Genomic DNA, 13,782 nt, shown 5'->3' with positions numbered 1-13,782 from the left:
AATTTGGAGGCCTCATGCGGATTCTGTTAAGTAATGATGATGGCGTCTATGCCAAAGGCATTCAGGTGCTGCAGCAGGCGCTGGCACAGATTGCTGAGGTGACCACAGTCGGGCCGGACCGAAATTGCAGTGGTGCCAGCAATTCACTGACTCTGCTCAACCCGTTGCGCACCCAACTGCTGGAGAATGGTTTTGTATCTGTGAATGGCACTCCGACAGACTGTGTGCATCTGGCGATTAATCAGTTGCTGGACAAAGCCCCGGATCTGGTGGTGTCAGGCATTAATCATGGTGCCAATCTGGGCGACGATGTGTTGTATTCAGGCACAGTGGCTGCCGCCACAGAAGGCCGTCATTTGGGGTTGCCAGCTATTGCTGTGTCGTTGGCCGGGCGGGATGAACAGTATTTTGCGACGGCGGCTGCCGTGACGGTACAGGTGATTAAAAAGCTGAAGTCGCAGCCGTTGCCCGCTGATCAAATTCTGAATATCAATGTACCGGCTATTGCGTTGGAACAATTGAAAGGCATTCAGGTGACACGACTGGGGCGGCGGCATAAAGCCGAAACTATGCAACAATCGACCGACCCTTGGGGACGGCCTATTTATTGGTACGGTTCTTTGGGGCCCGAGCTGGATGCTGGCCCAGGTACAGATTTTTATGCAGTGGCGCAGGGCTATGCGTCGGTGACGCCTTTGCATGTGGATATGACGGCCTATCGCAGTATGGAGCAGTTAGGCCAGTGGTTAGAAGGGATCAAGTGGTAAGTTATGGCTGTTGTCACACATCGCAGTGCCGCCGTCTTGGCACAAAAACTACAGCAGGATGGCATTCAGGATAGCAGGGTGCTGGCGGCGATCAGCCAGACCCCACGGCATTTGTTTGTCGAGGCCGTGCTGGCACACAAAGCTTATGAAAATACCGCCTTGCCAATAGGCCAGGGCCAGACCATTTCCCAACCTTATATTGTCGCCCGCATGACCGAGTTGTTGCTGCAGTCGGCTCAGTGCCGGAAGGTGCTGGAAATTGGCACTGGGTCGGGGTATCAGACCGCCATACTGGCACGGCTTTTTGACCAGGTGTGCAGTGTGGAACGTATCAAAGCCTTGCAGTTTCAGGCCAAACGTCGTCTGCAACAATTGGATCTGCACAATGTATCGATGAAGCATGGGGATGGCTGGTTAGGCTGGCAAAGCAAAGCGCCTTTTGACTGCATTATTGTGACCGCGGCCCCCCATGAAGTGCCACAGGCCTTGTTGCAGCAACTGTCGGAAGGTGGCCGGTTGGTGATCCCGGTTGGCGCTCAGGAGCAGGTACTGCGGGTATTTACCCGCTGCGGCGAGACGTTTGAACAGAAAGATGTGGAAGCGGTGCGTTTTGTGCCGCTGGTACCGGGCGAGCTGGCTTAACTGGACCTACTGACAAGTACACTAAATGAAAGGAATTTTAAGTGCGTATATTCCAGTGGATGTATGACAAAGCGTTGCTGTGGGCCAAACACCGGCATGCCGAACGGTATCTGGCGGGTCTAAGTTTTACTGAATCGGTGATTTTCCCTATTCCGCCTGATGTGATGCTGGCGCCTATGGCCTTGGCCCGTCCCGCCATGGCCTGGCGTTTCGCCTGGATCACCACCCTGTTTTCGCTGTTTGGTGGTATTTGTGGCTATTTTCTTGGTTTATGGCTGTTCGAGCCTGTCGTGTTGCCTGCTGTGGAATATCTGGGTAAACAGGAGACCTTTGCCAAAGTACAGCAGTGGTTTACCGACTATGGCGTCTGGGTGGTGTTTATTGCCGGTTTTTCACCTATTCCTTATAAGTTATTTACGGTCGGCGCCGGTCTGATGGGGATGGCCTTTGTTCCTTTTGTGATTGCTTCGTTTGTCGGCCGTGCCAGCCGGTTTTTTCTGGTGGCAGGCCTGATGTACTGGGGCGGCGAAAAAATGCAGCAAAAACTGCGGGATATAGTCGACGCTTTAGGTTGGGGCACTGTTGCACTGGGCGCAGTGTTGTACCTGGTGTATAGCTGACGTGATGCGTTTATCGCTGCTGCTGGTTGTGTTGTGCTGTCTGGCTGCGTGCAGTTCACGAGAGGCTCCCGCCCCTGTGACCAGCCTGAATGATATTCGCAACTACTATAAGAAGTACCCTCAGGGGGAAGCCAATGCCCGCTACACAGTGCAGGCTGGCGATACCCTGTACTCCATCGCTTTTCGTTCCGGTTTAGATTACAGAGAGCTGGCTGCGCAAAACAATATTCCGGTGCCTTACCGTATTTACCCCGGACAAGTTTTACATCTTGTTAACGCAAAAACTGCAGCGATACGCGGTGAAACGCAGAAAATAACAGCTGGAACGCAAAATCCAGGCTTGAATGGTTCAAATTTATCAAATATTTCACCTGTGAAACCGCTTTCAGCCAATAAAGCTGTTGCACCTCAGAATCAAACGGGTTATGTTCGAACTCAGACGGTGAAGGAAAACGCAACAGCTGCATCCAGTCCAATCGCCAGCTCCAAGATCGTCTGGAACTGGCCAGTGAGGGGACCGATACTGGCTACTTTTTCCAATGCAGAGCATGGGAATAAAGGGTTAGATATTGGCGGCGCTGCAGGCACACCAGTGCGCGCCGCAGCTGCGGGCGAGGTGGTTTATGCCGGTAACGCCTTACGTGGTTATGGCAATCTGGTGATTATCCGACATAACGACGATTACCTGAGTGCTTATGCGCACAATCGCAGGCTTTTGGTAAAGGAGCGTGACACCGTCGTCAGCGGACAAAAAATTGCTGAAATGGGAAATACAGATGCAACCTCTACCCGGCTGCACTTTGAAATCCGTTTCCGTGGCAAGTCCGTCGATCCCAAGAAGTACCTAAAATAAGATCACCCGAAAAGGGCGACTAGGTAAGGAAACCTGCTTGCACAGGTGATACCCAAAGCTTGTTGATGTGGGAGAAGGATATGGGTCATAAAGACGATGAAGACGTAATTGATTTCAAAGACAACGAATTAGGCGATGATGTCACTCTGTCGGATGACGATAATGCCGAGCCTGATTTAGCCACTTTAACCCCCGAAGAAGACAACACACCTGATGATGTGTTTGTTGCCAATGATAACCAACGCGTGATGGACGCGACCCAGATCTATCTGGGCGAAATAGGTTTTTCTCCGTTACTCTCGGCCGAAGAAGAAGTTTATTTTTCCCGCCTGGCGCTGCGTGGCGACAAAGCGGCCCGCAAACGTATGATTGAAAGTAATTTGCGTTTGGTGGTGAAAATTGCCCGTCGTTACATCAACAGAGGTCTGGCGTTGCTGGATCTGATTGAAGAAGGCAATTTGGGTTTAATCCGCGCCGTGGAAAAGTTTGACCCCGAACGGGGATTCCGTTTCTCTACCTATGCAACCTGGTGGATCCGTCAGACCATAGAGCGGGCCATTATGAACCAGACCCGTACTATCCGTTTGCCTATTCACGTGGTGAAAGAGCTGAATGTGTACCTGCGGGCTGCCCGCGAGTTGTCACAGCGGCTGGACCATGAACCCACCCCGGAAGAAATTGCCGCTGCGTTGGACAGACCTGTAGATGAAGTGCGTAAAATGCTGAAATTGAATGAAAAAATCACTTCAGTTGATACGCCTGTGGCGGGTTCTTCGGAGAAGCAGTTGCTGGACGTGTTGGCTGATGAAAAAGAGCTGGGGCCGGAAACTGAACTGACGGATGCCGATATCCGCCAGCATCTGGTGGTCTGGCTGGATGAACTGAATGCCAAACAACGTGAAGTGCTGGCGCGGCGGTTTGGCCTGCTCGGTTTTGAACCTTCCACGCTGGAAGATGTTGGCAAAGAAATTGGGTTAACCCGGGAGAGGGTGCGACAAATTCAGGTGGAAGCGCTGCGGCGGTTACGTGAAATTGTCAGCCATCAGGGGCTGGATATCGAAACCTTGTTTCAGGAATAAACTCTGCGAGTTTTAAATGTAAAAAAACCCGGCATGCCGGGTTTTTTTATGCAACTGAGTTTAGTCGAACATCGAAGAAATTGACTCTTCATTGCTGATGCGGCGGATACATTCAGCCAACATATCGCTTAAGGTCAGCTGTTTCACTTTGCTGATGGCACGCATTTCAGCACTCAGCGGAATGGTGTCAGTGATCATCAGCTCGTCGATTACCGAGTTACGGATATTGTCCGGCGCATTGCCCGAAAACACGGCGTGAGTGGCGTAAGCAAAGACCCGTTTAGCGCCTTGTTCTTTTAAAGCTTCTGCGGCTTTACATAAGGTACCGCCTGTATCGATCATGTCATCCACAATAATACAGTCACGGTCTTTTACATCACCGATGATATGCATCACCTGAGACACGTTGGCCTTGGGACGACGTTTATCAATAATGGCCAGGTCGGCGTCGTTCAGCAGTTTGGCAATAGCACGGGCCCGTACCACACCACCGATGTCCGGCGAGACTACAACTGGGGCGTTAAATTCGCGTTTACGCATATCTTCCAGCAGCACTGGGCTACCGAATACGTTGTCCACCGGCACATCGAAGAAGCCCTGAATTTGTTCGGCATGCAGGTCAACAGTTAATACCCGGTCCACACCCACACTGGACAGAAAATCGGCAACCACTTTGGCCGTGATGGGGACCCTTGCAGAACGGACACGACGGTCCTGACGGGCATAACCAAAATAAGGCATCACTGCTGTGATCCGGCCGGCAGAGGCACGACGCAAAGCGTCGACCATCACAATCAGCTCCATCAGATTATCGTTGGTTGGTGCGCAGGTGGACTGGATAATAAAAACGTCAGAGCCCCTGACGTTTTCATTGATTTGTACGCAGACTTCACCGTCGCTAAAACGGCCGACTTCGGCATCGCCCAACTTGATATATAAACGGCTGGCTATCTTCTTGGCGAGTTCTGGTACGGCGTTACCAGCGAAAATCTTCATGTCGGGCACGGTAGGATCCTCAGGGCAGTTGTGGTCCGGTTGAATTAAAACAGCTTGTTCCATCAAACAAACTGCAGGCTATACAGCATCCTTCAACTCAGTCCACAACGGGGACTGAGCAACCCCTTTTGCGACAAAAGCGCGCCACTGTGACGGTAATTTGTGCAGGGTTTGACGAGCACTGAATTCATCCGGGAATTCAGCAAATACGCTGGCGCCAGTACCCGTCATTCGAGACGGCGCGTATTCTATCAACCAGTCCAACACCAATGCAACCTCGGGGTAGAGCTGTTTGACCAGTGCTTCACAGTCGTTTTTCCAGTCTGAGTTTAGCAGTTGCGCCAGCGTCAGGGCGGTTGTGTTGCGGGGTAAATCCGGATGTTGAAATACGACAGCCGTACTGACATGCACGTCAGGTGTCACAACCAGGTAATATTTTTCCGCTACGCTGACCGGTTTGAGCTGTTCGCCGACACCTTCGGCAAAAGCGGTCTGACCATGGACAAACACAGGCACATCAGCACCCAGTTGCAACCCCAAAGCTGCCAGTTCTGCTTTCGTCAGGCCCAGCTGCCAGAGTTGGTTCAGGGCGACCAGCGCGGTGGCCGCATCAGACGAGCCGCCACCTAAACCGCCCCCCATAGGCACTTGTTTATCCAGATAAATGTCCACCCCGGCTGCAGGTGATGCTTTATTTTTCAGCAGCGCTGCGGCACGCAGAACCAGATTGTCCGGCGTTTCCAGCTCGCTGAGATTGCAGCGCAGCGTCAGCTGTCCGTCATGGCGTGGGGTGAAGTGCAGCTCATCGCCCTGATCCAGCAACTGAAACAAGGTTTGTAAGTTGTGGTAGCCGTCGGCCCGGCGGCCGGTAATGTGCAAAAACAGGTTCAGTTTGGCCGGAGCCGGCAGAATTAAAGTTGCCATTGACGCACCACCAGCCGAATTCGGGTTCCGTCGGTTTTGGATTCCAGCACCACCCGTTTGGGCAGGGCTAACGCATCCGGGAAAAACTCGGGGTAGCTGACTGTCCAGTTCCTGCCCTGATTGTCGTTCAGTTCAAAGGCGGTTAAGCGGCCGAGCTGGTCCCATTGGTGATGGCTGCCTGAACTGCTGGCGAGCCCTTTGAGCCAGAGTGGCATTTCTTCAATCGGCAGACTCCAGCCGGATAAATAATCGAGCAGGGCGCTGGCCGATTGAGCCTGATGGATTTCTCCATCCGCCTTGATGGTGGCACCTCGGCTGTCGGTTTCCAGCTCAAAAATGCTGATACCAACAAAGTTGGTCATACTGGCTTTGTAGAAAGGGCCCTGTTGTTGCCAGTTCAGGCTGCCACTGATGCTGTCGGACGGCGCCGTCACCCCCAAAGCGCCTGTCAGTTGAAACTCCTGCAACTGTTCCAGTTGCAGCTGTCGCTGCTGGGCAGATAACGGCACATAAGGGCCTGTTTTCGGGCTGGATGCGCAGGCTGACAACAGCAGGGCCAGCGCGAAACCCGCGGCCATTTTTGCACTCGACAACACTTTAATTCCTTCTCTATGCTTTTTTTAAACCGGGCTTTTTCGTACAATTCGCCCTCATTATAAGGCCTGAGTGGCTGAACCCACTCTGTACAGACAGGTGAATCGCTATTTTTGCTTTAGGTATCAACCACAAAACTGCCCCGGTCGCGTTACGCGAGCAGGTGGCATTTGCACCTGAGCAAATTCTGGATGCCTTGCGTGAGCTGACATCACTGACTCAGGTCAGTGATGCGGTGATTTTATCCACCTGCAACAGAACTGAGCTGTATTTTAACGGCAGCCCGGAACAATCGAAACAGGTAATTCGTTGGCTCAGTGAATTCCATCAGCTCGACAGCAGCGAGTTGAACCAACACCTGTATCTGTATCAGGGCGAACAGGCCAGCAGCCATCTGATGCGCGTCGCTTGTGGCCTGGATTCTTTAGTGCTGGGAGAGCCGCAGATTTTAGGGCAGGTGAAACAGGCGTACAGCCAGTCGCGGCAGGCCGGGACCATTAACCCACAGTTTGAACGGCTGTTCCAGAAAACCTTTTCGGTCGCCAAACAAGTGCGTACTGAAACCGATATAGGCGCCAGTGCCGTGTCGGTCGCTTTTGCGGCCGTGAGCCTGGCCAGACAAATTTTTGGCCAGCTCAATCAGGTGAAAGTCTTGTTGATTGGCGCTGGGGAAACCATTGAACTGGTCGCCAAACACTTAGTGGAGCAGGGCGCAGAGAAAATGACGGTGGCAAACCGCTCGTACGACAGAGCGGCCGCCCTGGCAACCCAGTTTGGTGGTGATGTGGTCAGTTTAAGTCAGGTACCTCAGGCGCTGGTCAATGCCGATGTGGTGATCAGCTCCACCGCCAGCACCTTGCCAATAGTGGGCAAGGGTATGGTGGAACAGGCGTTAAAAAAGCGCCGGCACAAGCCGATGTTTTTTGTCGATTTGGCGGTGCCGCGTGATATTGAAGAACAGGTCGCCGAACTGGAAGATGCTTACCTTTACACAGTGGATGATTTGCAAAGCATAGTGGCGCAGAACCTGCAAAACCGGCAGGAAGCTGCAGCTCAGGCGGAGCAGATGATCCAGGCCGGTGTGCTGGAGTTCAGCCAGTGGCTGGCGTTGCATGGTCAGCTCGACTGGGTGAAAAACTACCGGGACAAAGGCGAAGCTGTGCGGGACGAATTGACCGCCAAAGCGCTGAAACAATTGGCGGCAGGCCAGGACCCGGAAAAAGTGGTGACTGAACTGGCGGGGAAACTGACTAACAGGCTGATGCATGCGCCAACCAAAGCCCTGCGGCATTTATTGCAGGATGAACAACCTCAACAACAAACTCTGATCCACAGCTTGCTGGATCTGTAACAGGTATAAAGACCGAATGAAAGACTCTGTGTATCGTAAACTCGAAGGCCTGGTAGAGCGTTATGAAGAAGTGCAGGCCTTGCTCAGCGACGCCAGTGTTATCAGTGACCAGAACCGGTTTCGCGAACTGTCGAAAGAATACAGCCAGCTGGAAGACATCAGTAAAGCCTTTAATGCCTATCGCCAGGCGCAGGACGATTTAGTCAGCGCTGAAGAGATGATGAAAGACTCAGACCCCGATATGCGCGAGATGGCGCAGGATGAGTTTAAGGCAGCCAAGGAGCGTATTGAACAGCTCGATGCTGAACTGCAGATTTTATTGATCCCAAAAGATCCCAATGACGGCAACAGCTGCTTCCTTGAGATCCGGGCCGGTGCCGGTGGCGACGAAGCCGCTATTTTTGCCGGGGATATATTTCGCATGTACAGCCGCTTTTGCGAACGTCAGCGCTGGAAAGTGGAAGTGGTCAGCTGCAACGACGGTGAACACGGCGGCTACAAAGAAATTATTGCCAGTGTGCAGGGCGAAGGTGCGTACGGCACGCTGAAATTTGAATCCGGCGGGCACAGGGTGCAGCGGGTGCCGGCCACAGAATCGCAGGGCCGGGTGCATACCTCGGCCTGTACTGTGGCTATTATGCCGGAAATTCCGGAAAGCGAAGCCATTGAAATCAACCCGGCTGATTTAAAAGTGGATACTTACCGCGCCTCAGGTGCCGGTGGTCAGCACGTGAACAGAACCGACTCGGCCATTCGGATCACCCACTTACCCACAGGTATAGTGGTGGAGTGTCAGGACGAACGTTCGCAGCATAAAAACCGCGCCCGGGCTATGGCGGTGCTGCAGTCCCGTATTCAGGCGGCCGAAGATGAAAAACGTCGTGTTGCCGAAGAAACCACCCGCCGTAATCTGGTGGGCAGTGGTGACCGCTCCGAGCGGATCCGCACTTATAACTTCCCGCAGGGGCGTTTAACCGACCACCGGATTAACCTGACCATTTACCGGCTGAACGAAGTGATGGAAGGCGAACTGGAGCAGGTGATTGACCCGCTGAAACACGAGTATCAGGCTGACCAATTGGCAGCATTGTCGGAAGAAAATAACTGATGCAAACAGTGCGGCAGTGGCTGCTGCAGGCCAGCAGCGTGTTGCACCCCCTGGTATCGACCGGCCCCGTGCCGGTCGATGCACGTCAGGAGGCCAGGCGGCTGCTGCAGGAGCTATCCGGCTGGTCGGCCACGCAGCTGGTGCTGCGCGAAAACGAGCCGCTGGATCCGGCACTGGACAGCCGGTTGACTGCTGCACTGCAGCGGCGGCTGCAGGGGGAACCTCTGGCTTATATTTTGGGGTATTGGTACTTCTGGGATTTTCAGTTGAAGGTCGCCCCTTGCACCCTGATCCCAAGGCCTGATACCGAAACCCTGGTGCGCCAGGCCCTGGAGTTAACGCTGCCCGCACAGGCCCGCGTGCTGGATTTAGGCACAGGCACAGGGGCCATTGTACTGGCTTTGGCCAAAGAGCGGCCCGACTGGCAACTGACCGGGCTGGATCTGCAGCCAGAGGCCGTGGCTTTGGCACAACACAACGCCACGCAGTTGCAGCTGACGAATTGTCAGTTTGTCCAAAGCAACTGGTTTTCTGCGGTGCAGGGCCAGCAGTTTGACCTCATTGTCAGTAACCCGCCTTATATTGATGAAGCCGACCCGCACCTGAGCCAGGGCGATGTCGCCTATGAGCCCCGCACTGCACTGGTGGCCGCCGGGGCTGGTCTGGCCGATATTCAGCAAATTATTCAAGGCGCGACACAACACCTGAGCCCACAGGGCTGGCTTTGGCTGGAACATGGTTATCAGCAGGCTGACGCAGTGCAGCAGTTGTTGCAACAGGCGGGCTTCCGGCAGGTCCAGTCGGTTCGGGATTACGGCGGCCAGTGGCGGATCAGCGGTGGGCTGTGGGTTGCTTGATAAAATTTATCCATTTCAACGACTTTGCTTTGACCCTTGCCCGATAACCGCATATAAATAAACAACGCGGGACCTGGATGCGGTGGGGAAGGAGTGATAGATGGCCAATGATTTTCTGTTTGCTGATGAGCCGGAAGTGGTTGTCAGTCCGAATCGGGGCAGTTGGAAAGTTCTGATCGTGGATGATGAACCTGAAGTGCATGCAGTCACCAAACTGGCATTGAGTGATTTTTCTTTTCAGGGGAAAAATCTGGAGTTCGTCAGTGCTTATTCTGGCCGGGAAGCGAAAACCCTGATTGCCCAGCACCCGGATGCCGCCATTATTCTGCTCGACGTGGTGATGGAAAGCGATGACGCCGGTCTGTTGCTGGCCCGTTATATCCGTGAAGAACTGCATAACCACTATGTACGTATTATTCTGCGCACCGGCCAGCCGGGTCAGGCACCGGAGCGGCAGGTGATCGTCAACTACGATATCAACGATTACAAATCCAAAACTGAACTGACGGCACAAAAGCTGTTTACTGTGGTGATGAGCAGTTTAAGGTCCTACCGCGATATTTTGTCGATTGACCACAGCCGTCAGGGGCTGGAGAAAATTATCTCGGCGTCTGCGAACCTGTTTTCTTCCCATTCGATGGAACAATTTATTGATGGAGTATTGCAGCAGCTCACGTCGATTCTGGGCTGCAATGACAATGCGCTGTTAGCCAATTCCTCACTGGTGGCTGGTACCTTAAATGATGACGCTGACCCGGACCGGTTGATTGTGTTTGCCGGTTTGGGGGAGTTTGAGCGCAAAGAAGGCAAAGCCATTCAGGAGGTGCTGGATGCCACCTTACTTGAGGCCTTTAAGCAGGCGTTAGCCAGCCGCAGTATTGTGTACCGGGATAACTACCTGGTGGCGTATTGCACCAGTAAATTTACCTCCGGCTCGTTGCTTTATGTGTCTGGTTTGCCTAATCAAATTACCGATACGCAAAAACGTCTGATTGAACTCTTTTCGCAAAATGTGCAGATTGCCTATGAAAATGTGCAGCTGCAAAACGAAATTGAAGACACTCAACGTGAAATAGTCTATCGCCTCAGCGAAGCTGTGGAGCAACGCTCTATTGAAACCGGCAACCATGTAAAACGGGTGGCCTTTATCTGTTATGACCTGGCCAAAGCTTATGGTCTGGAAGAAGAAGAAGCCGAAAAGCTGATGTTTGCTTCGCCTTTGCATGATGTCGGCAAAGTGGGGATTCCGGATGGCATACTGAATAAGCCGATGCGCTTGCAGGATCAGGAGTGGGAAGTGATGAAAACCCACTCCAGTATTGGTTATGAGATCCTGAAAAACTCCAAACGCACTATTATTCAGGCCGGCGCAGTGATTGCCCGCGACCACCATGAAAAATGGGATGGCACTGGTTATCCGGAAGGCAAAAAAGGGGAAGAAATTCACTTATACGCCCGTATTGCTGCCTTGGCCGATGTGTATGATGCGCTGCGCCACCGTCGCTGTTATAAATCGGCCTGGACGCTGGAACAGGTGTTGGCTTTTGTCGACAGCGAAGCTGGCAAACATTTTGACCCCAAACTGGTGCAAATTTTTAAAAGCCGGGTCGACAAACTGGAAGCAATACTGCAAAAATACCCAGACGAAGAGTAAGGTATCCGAAGCCCTCCGCTGGCAGTTTTGTGTACAACCACCTTCGGGTGGTTTTTTTCCACCCGGGTCTGTGTTTAGCCGTCGCTGCCCGGTTCGGTCGTTCAATTCAAGGAGTTTTCCTGATGTATATGGCATTAAAACATTCACATATGCTGTTTGTTGCCCTGAGTGTGGCTTTTCTGATGGTGCGTTTCTTATTAAGTCTGAAAGCTCCGGCCTTATTGCAAAACAAGTTTTTTAAAATTGCACCGCACCTCATTGATACCTTATTGCTGTTGACGGCTGTAGGCCTGATGTGGACTATCCAGCAGTACCCGTTTCAAACCCCCTGGCTGACCGACAAACTGATTGGTGTGCTGGCGTATATAGCGCTGGCTTTTATGGCGTTAAAAGGCCGCACTTTGGTACTGCGCTGGTTAGCCTTTTTAGGTGCGCTGAGCTGGTTAGTGATGGTGGCCCGGGTTGCTGTGACTAAAACACCAGTACTCTTTGGTTAATTTGCTGCTGCCGATGTCTTTACCTCATTCCGCGGACATTCGTCCGCCTAGCCAGCTTGAATTATGGCTGCGGATCGAAGCCCAATGGTCTGACACTGTAGTGATCGAACAGGCGCATTTGCAATGGCAGCAACTGTGTGCACAGCTGCCGGTTCAGGGCAGCCTGATGAGCCGTTTTGATGCGGTATTGCAGCTGTTTTACCGGCAGGCGCTGTTTACACCGCCGCAGCGTGAGCTCAGGCTGAGCCGTCTGGCGGAGCCAGCCTTGTTGCATCAGGCGCTGTGTCAACGGGAAGCTGAACCTTTGGTATTAAGCCTGATCCTGGCGGATATGTTGCTGCTGTCCGGTCTGGAGGTGCAGCCATTTTGGTATCAGCAGCAGTTGTTATTGCAGGTCCGCTTGTCGGATGCCGAGAAGATATGGCTGGATCCTGTGTCCGGCCAATGGCAATGCCTGTTGAAACCAGAAAATGGCCTGGTTAGCAGCCTTTCTGCCGAGCTGGACCAGTTACCCTGCAGTTTCAGTCAACTGGAACAGCAGCTGTGGCAGCAGCAGAAACAGCTATTTTTATTGGCCGGTGAAAAAGAGAAAGTGCTGGCGATAGTGCAACACCTGCTCAGTCAGAAACCTGACGACCCGTATTTACGCCGGGAAAGGGCCTTGATCCTCGAACTGCTGGATCACTGGTCTTTAGCCATTGCCGATTATCAGTATTTTGTGGAACAAAGGCCGGATGACCCGCTGAATGAACAAATCCAGCAACAAATCCGCCAGTTGTCCTGTTATTCTCAGTCTTTACATTAAAAGGCCGTATGACGGCTGAAGGAAACAAGGTGAGTCAAATTCAATCCGTTGCTGTTGGTGCTATTGAAGTGGCCAACGATAAACCCTTTGTGCTGTTTGGCGGCATGAATGTGCTGGAGTCGCGTGACCTGGCGATGCAGGTGGCTGAGCATTATGTCAAAGTCACTGAAAAACTCGGGATTCCTTATGTATTTAAAGCGTCCTTTGACAAAGCCAACCGCTCTTCCGTGCATTCGTACCGGGGCCCTGGCCTGGAAGAAGGGCTAAAGATATTTGAAGAAATTAAGCGGACCTTCCATGTGCCCTTGATTACCGATGTGCATGAACCCTACCAGGCGGCCATAGTGGCGGAAGTGGTGGACGTGTTGCAATTGCCCGCTTTTCTGGCACGCCAGACCGACCTGGTGATTGCAATGGCCGCCACAGGTGCTGTGATTAACGTGAAAAAACCACAGTTTCTGGCCCCACATGAAATGCGTCATATCCTGACCAAGTTTAAAGAAGCGGGTAATGAAAAAGTGATCCTCTGCGAGCGGGGGTCCAGCTTTGGCTATAACAACCTGGTGGTGGACATGCTGGGCATGGACGATATGAAGCAGTTTGCGCCAGTGATTTTTGATGCCACTCATGCGCTGCAGCGCCCGGGCGGGCGCAGTGATTCAGCCGATGGCCGCCGTGCTCAGGCGGCTCAGCTGGCCCGCTCTGGTATGGCGCTGGGCCTGGCTGGCTTATTTATTGAAGCCCACCCGGATCCAAACCAGGCCAAATGCGATGGCCCTTGTGCCTTGCCTCTGGCTAAACTGGAAGCCTATCTGGCGCAGATGCAGCAATTGGATCAGCTGGTAAAATCATTTCCAGCGCTGGACACATCGGCCAATTAATACTGATTTGGCGGGCAAAACTATGATTTTTTGCCCGCTTTGCTCAGGATTTAAGCGAACTCATCTGCTGTAACAAAAATAAGTTGACTTGATTCGGCGAAATCCGTTTAATACCCCCCGTTGCCCAGATAGCTCAGTCGGTAGAGCAGCGGAT

At 52.7% G+C, this 13,782-nt stretch carries 15 protein-coding genes; 12 read left to right on the top strand and 3 right to left on the bottom strand.

All coding sequences use genetic code 11. The features are described from left to right. Positions 1 to 14 precede the first annotated feature (14 nt). The 5 genes from surE (at position 15) to rpoS (ending at position 3,961) form a co-directional block, all read left to right on the top strand. A complete protein-coding gene (surE, locus tag WKJ04_RS16495) occupies positions 15 to 767 on the top strand; it encodes a 5'/3'-nucleotidase SurE (protein ID WP_337842589.1) in 753 nt (250 codons plus the stop codon). A gap of 3 nt (positions 768 to 770) precedes the next feature. Beyond that, complete coding sequence (locus WKJ04_RS16490) at positions 771 to 1,409, top strand: protein-L-isoaspartate(D-aspartate) O-methyltransferase (RefSeq protein ID WP_337881421.1); 639 nt, start codon at positions 771 to 773, stop codon at positions 1,407 to 1,409. Between the two features lie 41 nt (positions 1,410 to 1,450). After that, the gene (locus WKJ04_RS16485) at positions 1,451 to 2,029 is read left to right on the top strand and encodes a YqaA family protein (protein ID WP_337881420.1); all 579 of its coding nucleotides are present in this window, start codon (positions 1,451 to 1,453) and stop codon (positions 2,027 to 2,029) included. A 4-nt stretch (positions 2,030 to 2,033) separates the two neighbouring features. Beyond that, complete coding sequence (locus WKJ04_RS16480; RefSeq protein WP_337881419.1) at positions 2,034 to 2,882, top strand: peptidoglycan DD-metalloendopeptidase family protein; 849 nt, start codon at positions 2,034 to 2,036, stop codon at positions 2,880 to 2,882. 80 nt (positions 2,883 to 2,962) lie between these two features. Continuing rightward, the gene (gene rpoS, locus WKJ04_RS16475) at positions 2,963 to 3,961 is read left to right on the top strand and encodes an RNA polymerase sigma factor RpoS (RefSeq protein WP_337881418.1); all 999 of its coding nucleotides are present in this window, start codon (positions 2,963 to 2,965) and stop codon (positions 3,959 to 3,961) included. A 60-nt stretch (positions 3,962 to 4,021) separates the two neighbouring features. Here rpoS and WKJ04_RS16470 read toward each other — a convergent pair whose 3' ends face one another. The 3 genes from WKJ04_RS16470 to lolB form a co-directional block, all read right to left on the bottom strand. Then, entirely contained in the window at positions 4,022 to 4,957 is a 936-nt protein-coding gene (locus WKJ04_RS16470; protein WP_337881417.1) for a ribose-phosphate pyrophosphokinase, read from the bottom strand. A 78-nt stretch (positions 4,958 to 5,035) separates the two neighbouring features. Next, on the bottom strand, positions 5,036 to 5,881 hold the full coding sequence (gene ispE, locus WKJ04_RS16465) for a 4-(cytidine 5'-diphospho)-2-C-methyl-D-erythritol kinase (protein WP_337881416.1): 846 nt from the start codon (positions 5,879 to 5,881) through the stop codon (positions 5,036 to 5,038). Next, positions 5,869 to 6,474, bottom strand: a complete 606-nt coding sequence (lolB, locus tag WKJ04_RS16460; protein WP_337881415.1) for a lipoprotein insertase outer membrane protein LolB — start codon at positions 6,472 to 6,474, stop codon at positions 5,869 to 5,871. Before lolB ends, ispE begins: the two co-directional genes overlap by 13 nt. A 104-nt stretch (positions 6,475 to 6,578) precedes the next feature. On the opposite strand from lolB, the gene hemA reads away from it, so the two are divergent. From hemA to kdsA, 7 genes are all read left to right on the top strand, one after another. After that, complete coding sequence (gene hemA / locus WKJ04_RS16455; protein WP_337881443.1) at positions 6,579 to 7,826, top strand: glutamyl-tRNA reductase; 1,248 nt, start codon at positions 6,579 to 6,581, stop codon at positions 7,824 to 7,826. A 16-nt stretch (positions 7,827 to 7,842) separates the two neighbouring features. Continuing rightward, complete coding sequence (gene prfA, locus WKJ04_RS16450) at positions 7,843 to 8,934, top strand: peptide chain release factor 1 (RefSeq protein WP_337842596.1); 1,092 nt, start codon at positions 7,843 to 7,845, stop codon at positions 8,932 to 8,934. Continuing rightward, positions 8,934 to 9,791: a peptide chain release factor N(5)-glutamine methyltransferase gene (gene prmC, locus WKJ04_RS16445; protein WP_337881414.1), complete on the top strand. Its 858-nt coding sequence runs from the start codon at positions 8,934 to 8,936 to the stop codon at positions 9,789 to 9,791. Before prfA ends, prmC begins: the two co-directional genes overlap by 1 nt. Positions 9,792 to 9,891: 100 nt before the next feature. Then, entirely contained in the window at positions 9,892 to 11,445 is a 1,554-nt protein-coding gene (locus tag WKJ04_RS16440; RefSeq protein WP_337842598.1) for a DUF3369 domain-containing protein, read from the top strand. Positions 11,446 to 11,567: 122 nt separating this feature from the next. Beyond that, positions 11,568 to 11,942, top strand: a complete 375-nt coding sequence (locus WKJ04_RS16435; RefSeq protein ID WP_337881413.1) for a SirB2 family protein — start codon at positions 11,568 to 11,570, stop codon at positions 11,940 to 11,942. A gap of 13 nt (positions 11,943 to 11,955) precedes the next feature. Continuing rightward, positions 11,956 to 12,747: a tetratricopeptide repeat protein gene (locus WKJ04_RS16430; protein ID WP_337881412.1), complete on the top strand. Its 792-nt coding sequence runs from the start codon at positions 11,956 to 11,958 to the stop codon at positions 12,745 to 12,747. Positions 12,748 to 12,776: 29 nt separating this feature from the next. Then, the gene (gene kdsA, locus WKJ04_RS16425) at positions 12,777 to 13,628 is read left to right on the top strand and encodes a 3-deoxy-8-phosphooctulonate synthase (RefSeq protein WP_337881411.1); all 852 of its coding nucleotides are present in this window, start codon (positions 12,777 to 12,779) and stop codon (positions 13,626 to 13,628) included. Positions 13,629 to 13,782: the final 154 nt, after the last annotated feature.

Origin of the sequence: Rheinheimera sp. (genome assembly GCF_037442345.1) — a bacterium.
In the GTDB taxonomy this organism is placed as follows: Bacteria; Pseudomonadota; Gammaproteobacteria; order Enterobacterales; family Alteromonadaceae; genus Pararheinheimera.
The sequence above is the reverse complement of the archived record's forward strand: the minus strand, read 5'-3'. Positions and strand labels throughout refer to the sequence as shown.